Here is a 9287-nt window from a genome sequence, read left to right as displayed (position 1 = left end):
AGCCGCACCCCGTCGGGGACGACGGGGGCGGCGGGGGCGGCGCCGACGACCGCGCCGCGCGGGTAGCGGTAGGCCAGGGCCACGTTGAGGATGCCGCCCTTGCGGCCGCCCGGGCCGCCCGCCCCCTCGGCGGGGGTGTAGCCGGGGTGGCTGTGCTCGACCGAGCGTGACGAGGCGCGGGCGCTGGTCGCCTCGGCGACGGGCCTGCGCTCGGCGTCGTAGGAGTCCAGCAGCCCCGGACCGGCCCAGCCGCCGAGCACCGCGGCCAGCTTCCAGGCGAGGTTGTGCGCGTCCTGGATGCCGGTGTTGGAGCCGAAGGCCCCCGTGGGGGACATCTCGTGGGCCGAGTCGCCGGCCAGGAACACCCGGCCGTCGGCGTACCGTTCGGCGACCCGCTCGGCGGCGTGCCAGGCGGCGCGGGCGGTGACGGTGACGTCGAGGTCGGGTACGCCCACGGCCCGCCGGATGTGGGCGGCGCACCGCTCGTCGGTGAACTCCTCCAGCGTCTCCCCGTGTTCGGGGTGCCAGGGGGCGTGGAAGACCCAGCGCTCGCGGTTGTCCACCGGCAGCAGGGCTCCGTCGCCGTCCGGGCTGGTCAGGTAGCAGACGATGAACCGCCGGTCCCCCACCACGTCCGCCAGGTCACGGGAGGTGAAGGTGATGCTGACGTTGTGGAACAGGTCGCCGGGGCCGTTGTGGGCGATGCCCAGCCGCTCCCGGACGGGGCTGCGGGGGCCGTCGGCGGCGACGAGGTAGTCCGCCCGGATGGTGGTGTGCTCGCCGGTCTCCCGGCTCTTGACCCGGGCGGTGACCCCGTCGGCGTCCTGGTCGAAGGACATCATCTCGGTGTGGAAGCGCAGGTCGCCGCCGAGTTCGCGGGCCGCCTCCACCAGCACGGGTTCGAGGTCGTTCTGGCTGCACAGGCACCAGCCGGTGGGACTGAAGCGGGCCAGGCCGCCGCCGGGGTCGATCTCCCGGAACAGCCACTCCCCCGCGTCGCCCACCAGGCTCGGCGTCTGGAGGATGCCGTGGTTGTCCGCCAGCACGGAAGCCGCCCGCCTGATCCCCTCCTCGACGCCTGCGGTCCGGAACAGTTCCATGGTCCGCACGTTGTTGCCGCGTCCGCGGGGGTGCACGGACGTGCCGGCGTGACGCTCGACCAGCGTGTGGGGGACGCCGAGGCGTCCGAGGAACAGGGACGTGGACAGGCCCACGAGCGAGCCCCCGACGACGAGGACGGGCGTGCGGTGACCGACCTCGCCGGCCTCTTCGAATCGGTTCATGGAGTACGCCTCCAGCGTGGCCCGCGCGGGGCTGGGAAAGGGGACGCATCTTCCATGCCCGGTGCGGGCCGCCCCTCGTCCCGGCAGCACCCGGATGACACGCGGTTCACCCAGGTGCACCGTGTCGCTCGCGCGCTCCTCAGGCCGCGTCAACCATCGAGTCATGGCGACCCCGGCCCCCTTCGGACAGGCGGTCGTTCCTGACCTTCGACAGAAGAACTTCCGCGAAGAAGAGGAGAGGTGTGCCGGATGACCACGTCGGGACACATAGCGCAGTCCGCCTTCGACGGCTCCAGGCTGCGGGTGATCCTGCTGCTCGACCTGTACGAAGGAGCTCAGCAGCAGTTCCTCGACGCCTACGAGCACATGCGGAGCAAGGTCGCCTCCGTCCCCGGCCACATCAGTGACCAGCTCTGCCAGTCCATCGAGAACCCCTCGCAGTGGCTCATCACCAGCGAGTGGGAGAGCGCCCCGCCCTTCCTGGCGTGGGTGAACAGCGAGGAGCACGTCGAGACCGTCCGGCCGATGCACAGCTGCGTCCGCGACACCCGCTCGATGCGCTACAGCATCCTGCGCGAGACCCACCGCGACCAGCCGTCCGCGTCCGGCGCGGCGGCGGCCGGCCTGCAGACCGCCGCCCGCGTGGGCGAGGGAGTGGCCCGCCACGCCCTCACGTTCACCGTGAAGCCGGGCTCCGAGTCCAAGGTCGCCGAACTCCTGGCCGGGTACGAGTCCCCCGAGGCCCAGGTCGACGAGACCACCCGGCTGCGCCGCACGTCCCTGTTCATGCACGGCAACCGGGTCGTGCGCGCCGTCGAGGTGGAGGGCGACCTGCTGGCGGCGCTGCGGCACGTGGCGAAGCAGCCCGGGGTACGGGCGGTCGAGCAGGCCCTGGACCCGTACCTGGAGCAGGAACGGGACCTCACCGACCCCGACTCCGCCCGGGTGTTCTTCACCCGCGCCGCCCTCCCGGCCGTGCACCACGTGGTGTCCGCCGGCCCCGAACCCGCCGGTCTGCGGCGGCACATGCTGTACTACCCGGCCGTCACCGGCCGCGGCACGGAGCTGGCCCGCTTCCTCGCCCACCAGGACGAGGCCGCGGCCGACGACCCGTCCGGCCCGGTGTACGCGAGCACCGTCTTCCAGCGCGACGACACCGTGGTCCGCCTGGTCGACGTCACCGGCGAGCTCGACCTCGACCTGCACGCCGCCCTCGGCATCAAGGGCGCCGGCAAGGCCGCCGAGCTGGAGCGGCTGCTGGACGGCGCCGCGATCGGCGTCGAGGGGTCCCTGGACTCGGAGCGCACCCTCAACCGGCTCCTGTCGCACGCCGACATGATGCCCGTCACCGACCGCAGCTCGGCGGCTTCCTGACGGTCAACCGCGGTGACGCCGGGCCGTCGACGCCCCGACGTCACCGCCCCACCCGGAGGTACCAATCATGTCCAAGCAGCATCCACGCATCGTGGACCTGAGCGAGACGGAACCCAACCGCCGGCGCGGGGGTGACCTCAGGACCCTCCTCACCCCCGCCACGGTGGGCTCCACCAGCGGCTTCATGGGCCTGGCCATCATCAAGCCCGGTGAGCGCATCGGCGAGCACTACCACCCGTACTCCGAGGAGTTCGTGTACGTCGTCAGCGGCGCGCTCGAAGTGGACCTGGACGGTGAGCCGTTCCCGCTGCGGGCCGAGCAGGGCCTGCTGATCCCGGTCGACATGCGGCACCGCTTCCGCAACGTCTCCGACGAGGAGGCCCGGATGGTGTTCCACCTGGGTCCGCTGGCCCCGCACCCGAGTCTGGGGCACGTCGACACCGAGGAGAACGTCTCCAGTGAGGCCGGACCGCAGCTGACGGTCGGCGGGCCCCAGCACGGACGGCCGTCCGAGCCCAGCGGGGCCATAAAATGACCCGGCGAGTGGCCGTCACCGGTATCGGTGTGGTCGCTCCCGGAGGGACCGGGACGACGGCGTTCTGGGACCTCCTCGCAGCCGGCCGCACCGCCACCCGCGGCATCACCCTGTTCGACCCGGCGGGACTGCGCTCCCGCATAGCCGCCGAGTGCGACTTCGATCCCTTCGAGCACGGCCTCGACCCGGACCTGTGCCAGCACGCGGACCGGTACATCCAGTTCGCGGCGGTCGCGGCCGACGAGGCGGTGCGGGAGGCCGGGCTCGACTCCTCCCCCGCCGACCCGTGGCGCACCGCGGTCTCCCTGGGCAGCGCCGTCGGCGGCACCACCCGGCTGGAACACGACTACGTCCAGGTCAGCGAGCACGGCAGCCGCTGGGACGTCGACCACCGGGCGGCCGATCCGAAGCTGCACCTGGCGTTCCAGCCGAGCACCCTCGCCTCGGTCGTCGCCGAACGCTTCGGCGCCCGCGGCCCGGTGCAGACGGTCTCCACCGGCTGCACCTCCGGGCTCGACGCGGTCGGCTACGGCTTCCACACCGTCGCCGAGGGCCGCGCCGACGTGTGCGTCGCGGGGGCGTCCGACTCCCCCATATCGCCGATCACCATGGCGTGCTTCGACGCCATCAAGGCGACATCGCCGAACAACGACGACCCCGAGCACGCCTCCCGGCCCTTCGACGCCCGCCGCGACGGGTTCGTCATGGGCGAGGGCGCGGCGGTGCTCGTCCTCGAGGAGTACGAGCACGCCCGGGCCCGGGGCGCGGAGATCCTCTGCGAGATCGGCGGCTACGCCACCTTCGGCAACGCCTACCACATGACGGGGCTGACCAGTGAGGGGCTGGAGATGGCCCGGGCCATCGACAGCACGCTGGAGCAGGCCCGGCTCGATCCGGCCCGGATCGACTACGTCAACGCGCACGGCTCCGGCACCCGGCAGAACGACCGGCACGAGACGGCGGCGGTGAAGCGGTCGCTGGGCGCCCACGCCCACGACACGCCCATGAGCTCCATCAAGTCCATGGTGGGGCACTCGCTCGGCGCGATCGGCGCGATCGAGGTGGTCGCCTGCGTCCTGGCGCTGAAGCACCAGGTGGTGCCGCCGACGGCGAACTACGAGACTCCCGACCCGGAGTGCGACCTGGACTACGTGCCGCGCACCGCACGCCCGCGGAAGCTGGACAACGTGCTCTCCGTGGGCAGCGGGTTCGGCGGCTTCCAGTCCGCGGTGCTGCTGACCGGGCCGGGCGGGAGGACCCCATGAGCACACAGCGCACACAGCGCACCGGGCGCGGCCGGCGTCCTCGGAGCGCGGCCGTCACCGGCATCGGGGTGATCGCACCCAACGGGATGCGTCCCGACGCCTTCTGGAAGGCCGTCAGCGAGGGCGTCGTCGTGCTGGACCGGATCAGCCGTGAGGGCTGCGGTGATCTGCCGCTGCGGGTGGCCGGCGAGGTCCGCGCCTTCGACGCGGGGGCCCTGATCGAGGACCGGTTCCTCGTGCAGACCGACCGGTTCAGCCACTTCGCGATGGCCGCCGCCGCCCTCGCCCTCGACGAGGCCGGGCTCGGCAGCGGTGACCCCGCGGACCCGTTCGGCGTCGGGGTGGTCACCGCCGCCGGATCCGGAGGCGGCGAGTTCGGACAGCGCGAGCTGCAGAAACTCTGGGGCCAGGGACCGAAGTTCGTCGGCCCCTACCAGTCGATCGCCTGGTTCTACGCGGCGAGCACCGGCCAGATCTCCATCCGCGGCGGCTTCAAGGGGCCCTGCGGTGTGGTGGCCAGTGACGAGGCCGGCGGACTGGACGCCCTGGCGCACGCGGCCCGCGACGTGCGGCGCGGCACCGGCACGATGCTGGTGGGTGCCGCCGAGGCGCCGCTCGCCCCGTACTCGATGGTGTGCCAGCTCGGTTACCCCGAACTGAGCACCGTCGAGGAGCCCGAGCGGGCCTACCGCCCGTTCACCTCGGCGGCCTGCGGCTTCGTGCCGGCCGAGGGCGGTGCGCTGCTCGTCGTGGAGGACGAGGAGCGGGCGCGGGAGCGGGGTGTGCCGGTGCGGGCCACGCTCGCCGGGCACGCGGCCACCTTCACGGGTGCGTCCCGCTGGGCGGATTCCCGGGCCGGCCTGGCCCGGGCGATCGAGGGCGCCCTCGACGAGGCGGGCTGCGCCCCGGAGGAGATCGACGTGGTGTTCGCCGACGCGATGGGCGTCCCCGAAGCGGACCGGGCGGAGGCACTGGCGATCGCCGACGCCCTCGGCGCGCACGGCACGCGGGTTCCCGTGACGGCTCCCAAGACCGGCATCGGACGGGCGCACTGCGCGGCGCCGGTGCTGGACACGGTCGCCGCGGTGCTCGCCATGGAACACGGTCAGGTTCCGCCCACCCCGAACGTGTCCGACATCTGCCACGACCTCGACCTGGTGACGTCGCGTGCCCGCCCGGCCGAGCTGCGCACCGCCCTCGTCCTCAGCAGGGGACTGATGGGTTCCAACGCGGCGCTGGTCGTGCGCCGCGGTGGCGAGTCCGCCCGGCAGGACCGGGCGGGGAAGGAGCAGACAGCATGATCACCACCGAAGTGACCTTCGACGAACTGGCCGCCCTGATGAAGAAGGCGGCCGGCATCACCGTCGACCCGCAGGAGCTGAGGCAGGCCGCGGAGTCCCCCTTCGACTCCTTCGGTCTGGACTCGCTCGGCCTGCTCGGCATCGTCGGCGAGCTGGAGAACCGCTACAGCCGGTCGCTGCCGCCCGACTCGGAGCGCTGCAAGACGCCCCGGGAGTTCCTGGACCTCGTCAACAACACCCTCAAGGCTGGAGCCTGAAAAGTGGCAGGACACACCGAGAACAGCATCACCATCGACGCTCCCTTCGACATCGTCTGGGAGATGACCAACGACCTCGAGAACTGGCCGAACCTGTTCAGCGAGTACGCCTCCGTCGAGGTGCTCTCGCGCGAGGGCGACACCACGACGTTCCGCCTGACCATGCACCCGGACGACAACGGGAAGGTGTGGAGCTGGGTGTCGGAACGCACCCCGGACCGCGCGGCACGGACGGTGCGTGCCCGCCGGGTCGAGACCGGCCCGTTCGCCCACATGGACATCCTGTGGGAGTACGCGGAGCTGCCGGGCGGCGTGCAGATGCGCTGGACGCAGGACTTCGCGATGAAGCCCGACGCCCCGGTCGACGACGCGTGGATGACGGACAACATCAACCGCAACTCGCGCACCCAGATGGCGCTCATCCGGGACCGGATCGAGCAGGCAGCCCGTGAGCGGGACGGCGCGTCCGTCGCGTCCACCCGCTGAAGCACCGGTCCGGGAAGTCCGGGAAGGTCCAAGGTCCAGGAAGGACAGCACCGATGCACCACGCCCTGATCGTCGCCCGGATGGCTCCCGGTTCGGCGGAGCGGATCGCCGATGTCTTCGCCGCCTCCGACCAGGGGGAGCTCCCCCACCTGGTCGGGGTGAGCCGGCGGCGCCTGTTCCGGTTCGGCGACGACGTGTACCTGCACCTCATCGAGTCCGAGCAGGACCCGGCGCCCGTCATCGCGAAGGTGGCCGGGCATCCGGAGTTCCGCAGCATCAGCGAGCAGTTGGAGGCGTACGTCAGCCCGTACGACCCGGCGACGTGGCGCAGCCCGAAGGACGCCATGGCGGAGTGCTTCTACCGCTGGGAGCGCCCCGGCTCCTAGCGGGCCGGGAACGTCCCGAGGCCGCCGGCTCCGCGTCAGTCGCGGAGCCGGCGGCCTCGTGTGTGCGGGGCGGCGGGCCGGCCCGTCGTCCGGTCGTCCCGTCTAGGGGACGGTGCAGTCGAAGGCGTGCAGGTAGGCGTTGACGGGGCTGACGTCGCCGATGACGAGGCCCGCGCCGGTCAGCCGGTCGGTCATGCTCTGCCGGGTGTGCTTGGCGCCGCCGACGTTGAGGAGCAGCAGCAGGTCCATCGCGGTGGTGAACCGCATGGAGGGGGTGTCGTCGACGAGGTTCTCGATGACCACGACCCGGGCCCCGGACCGCGCCGCCCGGCGGATGTTGGCCAGGGCCCTGCGGGTGCTGTCGTCGTCCCACTCCAGGACGTTCTTGATGATGTACACGTCGGCCTGGACGGGGATGTCCTCGCGGCAGTCGCCGGGGACGACCGTGACCCGGCCGGCCAGGGAGCCGCCCTCGCGCAGCCGTGGGTCCGCGTTCTCCACGACGCCCGGCAGGTCCAGCAGGGTGCCGTGCAGGTGGGGGTGCTTCTCCAGCAGGCTGGCCAGCACGTGTCCCTGGCCGCCGCCGATGTCCACCACGGAGGCCACGCCGGTCAGGTCGAGCAGCCGGGCGACGTCCCGCGCGGACTGCTCGCTGGAGGTCGTCATGGCGCGGTTGAACACGTGCGCGGACTCGGGGGCCGACTCGTTGAGGTAGGTGAAGAACTCCTCGTCGTAGACGTCCTCGAAGACGTTGCGTCCGGAGCGCACGGCCTCGTCGAGCTGCGGCCAGACGTTCCAGGTCCACGGTTCGGTGCACCACAGGGCGATGTAGCGCAGGCTGTGCGGGTCGTCCTCGCGCAGCAGGCGGGACATGTCGGTGTGCGCGAAGGTGCCGTCGGGCCGCTCGGTGAAGACACCCTGGCAGGTGAGCGCGCGCAGCAGGCGGCGCAGGGTGTGCGGCGGGGCCTTCACCGCCGCGGCCAGGTCGTCGACGGTCAGGGGGGTGTCGTCCAGCGCGTCCGGCACGCCCAGGCGCACGGCCGCACGTACGGCGGCGGCGCAGGCCGCCCCGAAAACGAGCTCCCTCAGCCGCATGGGCGGCGGGGGAGCCGGATCAACGGTGGTCATCCGTTGCCTCGCTTCTGCTGATGCTGTGATGGGGGGTGGGGGGCGAGCAGGGCCGGGTCAGCACATTCCGGCGGGCTCGGAGAGGGTGCAGGTGTTGCCGCGGAAGGTGTTGGTGGTGGCCGTGTCGCGGTTGGCGAGGTCGGCCGGGCTGTTGCCGGTCACCAGGTTGTCGCGGATGTCGTTGCGTTCGTTGACGGCGCCGACGAAGCTCTTGAACAGCACGATGCCGCCGGACAGCGGGGAGGTGCCCTGGTTGTTCTCGACCCGGTTGCGGGCCACCACGGTGTCCTCGGCGCCGGTGAGGACGATGCCCGAGCCCTGGAGGAAGGGCAGCCGGGGCGTGGCGGCGCAGTGCTTGTTGTTGGCGTGGATGTGGTTGCGGGTGACGCTCAGGTCGCCGGCGCGGGGCGTGGACTCGTCGCCCACGACGAAGACGGCGGCGCAGTTGCCGGTGGCCTCGTTGCGTTCGACGCTGAGGTTGCGCAGGCGCCGCACGGTGACGCCGATGCGGTTGCCGACCACGCGGTTGTCGCGGATCACGGTGCCGTCCGCGTCGCGGGCGCCTTCCTCGGTGTCGGTGGTGTTGGACACGAACAGCCCGGCGTCGCCGTTGTCCCGGGCCACGTTGTGGCGGAGCAGGCTGCGCACCGAGCGTTCCTCGGCGATACCCCACTGGCCGTTCTTCTCGGAGGTGACGTCGCGCACCTCCAGCTTCTCGGTGCGGGTGGCCCACAGGCCGTTCTTCTCGTAGCCGCGCAGGGTCAACGCGCGTACGGAGACGTCCTTGAGGGGTTCCTTGTCGGTCCCGGTGACGCAGATGCCGTTGCCGGCCTCGGCGCAGGCGTCCTTTCCGGTGCCCGGGACCAGGACGGTGCGTCCCGCCCCGGAGCCGCGCAGGGTCACGTCGGAGACGGTGATGCTGACGCTCTCCTTGTAGGTGCCGGGCGCGATGAGGACCGTGTCGCCGGGCTCGGCCGCGTCGACGGCCTTCTGGATGGACTCGCCGGGGGTCACCCGGTGCACGGAGCGGTGGTCCGCCGACGGTGCGGCGGCCAGGCCCGAGGCCACGACCGCCGCGGTGCAGGCGAGGTAGGTGAGGTGTCGTTTGGTCATGAGCCGAAGCTATGAGCGGCGATACCGCCCCGCCACCGGTGATCGCCCAGGTGGGCTCGGGGTGCGGCGGGCGTCGCCGCGGCAGGCGACGGACCGTCAGAGGGGTGGCCGGGCCCCGGCCGTGGACACGGGCGCGCGGCCGGGATCCGGGTCCGGCGG

At 72.3% G+C, this 9287-nt stretch carries 10 protein-coding genes; 7 read left to right on the top strand and 3 right to left on the bottom strand.

From position 1 onward, the window contains the following. A partial coding sequence (locus tag G3I53_RS25460) for an FAD-dependent monooxygenase (RefSeq protein ID WP_164438804.1) occupies nucleotides 1-1283 on the bottom strand: 1283 nt, incomplete at its 3' end. A gap of 249 nt (nucleotides 1284-1532) precedes the next feature. Between G3I53_RS25460 and G3I53_RS25455 the strand changes: the two genes are divergently transcribed. The 7 genes from G3I53_RS25455 (at nucleotide 1533) to G3I53_RS25425 (ending at nucleotide 6887) form a co-directional block, all read left to right on the top strand. Beyond that, the gene (locus G3I53_RS25455) at nucleotides 1533-2657 is read left to right on the top strand and encodes a SchA/CurD-like domain-containing protein (protein WP_164337812.1); all 1125 of its coding nucleotides are present in this window, start codon (nucleotides 1533-1535) and stop codon (nucleotides 2655-2657) included. Between the two features lie 67 nt (nucleotides 2658-2724). Next, a complete protein-coding gene (locus G3I53_RS25450; RefSeq protein WP_164337811.1) occupies nucleotides 2725-3192 on the top strand; it encodes a cupin domain-containing protein in 468 nt (155 codons plus the stop codon). Beyond that, a complete protein-coding gene (locus G3I53_RS25445; protein ID WP_164337810.1) occupies nucleotides 3189-4457 on the top strand; it encodes a beta-ketoacyl-[acyl-carrier-protein] synthase family protein in 1269 nt (422 codons plus the stop codon). The genes G3I53_RS25450 and G3I53_RS25445 overlap by 4 nt, the downstream gene beginning before the upstream one ends. Further along, the gene (locus tag G3I53_RS25440) at nucleotides 4454-5758 is read left to right on the top strand and encodes a ketosynthase chain-length factor (RefSeq protein WP_164337809.1); all 1305 of its coding nucleotides are present in this window, start codon (nucleotides 4454-4456) and stop codon (nucleotides 5756-5758) included. The genes G3I53_RS25445 and G3I53_RS25440 overlap by 4 nt, the downstream gene beginning before the upstream one ends. After that, nucleotides 5755-6015: an acyl carrier protein gene (locus tag G3I53_RS25435; protein WP_164337808.1), complete on the top strand. Its 261-nt coding sequence runs from the start codon at nucleotides 5755-5757 to the stop codon at nucleotides 6013-6015. Before G3I53_RS25440 ends, G3I53_RS25435 begins: the two co-directional genes overlap by 4 nt. A gap of 3 nt (nucleotides 6016-6018) precedes the next feature. Next, nucleotides 6019-6501, top strand: a complete 483-nt coding sequence (locus G3I53_RS25430; protein WP_164337807.1) for an SRPBCC family protein — start codon at nucleotides 6019-6021, stop codon at nucleotides 6499-6501. Nucleotides 6502-6554: 53 nt separating this feature from the next. Continuing rightward, complete coding sequence (locus G3I53_RS25425) at nucleotides 6555-6887, top strand: TcmI family type II polyketide cyclase (RefSeq protein WP_164337806.1); 333 nt, start codon at nucleotides 6555-6557, stop codon at nucleotides 6885-6887. Between the two features lie 102 nt (nucleotides 6888-6989). Here G3I53_RS25425 and G3I53_RS25420 read toward each other — a convergent pair whose 3' ends face one another. Both G3I53_RS25420 and G3I53_RS25415 read right to left on the bottom strand, forming a co-directional pair. Then, nucleotides 6990-8015, bottom strand: coding sequence for a methyltransferase (locus G3I53_RS25420; RefSeq protein WP_164337805.1), 1026 nt, complete (start codon nucleotides 8013-8015; stop codon nucleotides 6990-6992). A gap of 57 nt (nucleotides 8016-8072) precedes the next feature. Next, nucleotides 8073-9128: a right-handed parallel beta-helix repeat-containing protein gene (locus G3I53_RS25415; RefSeq protein WP_164337804.1), complete on the bottom strand. Its 1056-nt coding sequence runs from the start codon at nucleotides 9126-9128 to the stop codon at nucleotides 8073-8075. Nucleotides 9129-9287 lie beyond the last annotated feature (159 nt).

This window comes from Streptomyces sp. SID14436 (assembly GCF_010548465.1).
Classification (GTDB): domain Bacteria; phylum Actinomycetota; class Actinomycetes; order Streptomycetales; family Streptomycetaceae; genus Streptomyces.
This window is presented reverse-complemented; position numbering and strand designations above follow the sequence as displayed.